This window comes from Pseudomonas putida (assembly GCF_028682635.1).
Taxonomy (GTDB): Bacteria; Pseudomonadota; Gammaproteobacteria; order Pseudomonadales; family Pseudomonadaceae; genus Aquipseudomonas; species Aquipseudomonas putida_AE.
In genome coordinates this window covers 1-615 of sequence record NZ_JANHLK010000085.1, presented here as the reverse complement: position 1 = coordinate 615, position 615 = coordinate 1, and the positions used below count along the sequence as shown (strand labels likewise).

The 615-nt window shown below is 60.5% G+C and carries 1 protein-coding gene and 1 pseudogene; both read right to left on the bottom strand.

Features of this window, described 5'->3' with window-relative positions; translation table 11 throughout:
• A pseudogene (locus NPS56_RS30975) lies at positions 1 to 285 on the bottom strand (hypothetical protein); the annotation flags it as partial.
• Positions 273 to 615, bottom strand: a 343-nt coding sequence (locus tag NPS56_RS30970) for a DUF3304 domain-containing protein (RefSeq protein ID WP_274078172.1), incomplete at its 5' end; no start/stop codon positions are given. The gene NPS56_RS30970 and the pseudogene NPS56_RS30975, both read right to left, overlap by 13 nt.

Here is a 615-nt window from a genome sequence, read left to right as displayed (position 1 = left end):
TTTTACGATCGCTGCTTGACTCTGGTCGCGCTGTTCTTCGGCGCGCGCTTTGACCCCTTTGTCGGCTTCGAGGTCGCTCTCGAAGAACAGGCTGACGTGCAAGGTCTTGCAGCAAGGCGGCATCAGCCGGCGCCCGGCCGCCACGCACAAGGCATCGTGGTAATCCGCCTCCAGCTGACACTGGCGCCGGTTATTTTGATCGACCTGCGTGACGTTGCGAGGCAAACGGCCCTCGACCGGAAACCCGGGTGGATACCAAAGCGAAGCGTGTTTTACATCGGACATGACGGGGGCTCCGGCAATTGCAGTGGGGTCTTGATCGGGTATTCGGGGCTGCCGTAGGCGTAGCAGGAGGTGGTGACTTGCAGGTCTTCGCAGGGCAGGAAGTGCACGGTGAGGCCGCAGACTTTTTGGCCGGTGTAGTCAGGGACTGGTAAGACTTTGCTGTGTTGGCGAGTTAGCGCGTCATTTTTTTTAACCCAAGCCAAGTACTTAGGCCTGTCACCAAAACCGGGGAAGCCATCGGGATATGCCACCCCCGTTTCCCAGTCCACGCGCACCGTCATCCCCGGCTGCCAACGTGCCGGCGCAATGAAGCAACAGCCGCCCCCGCCA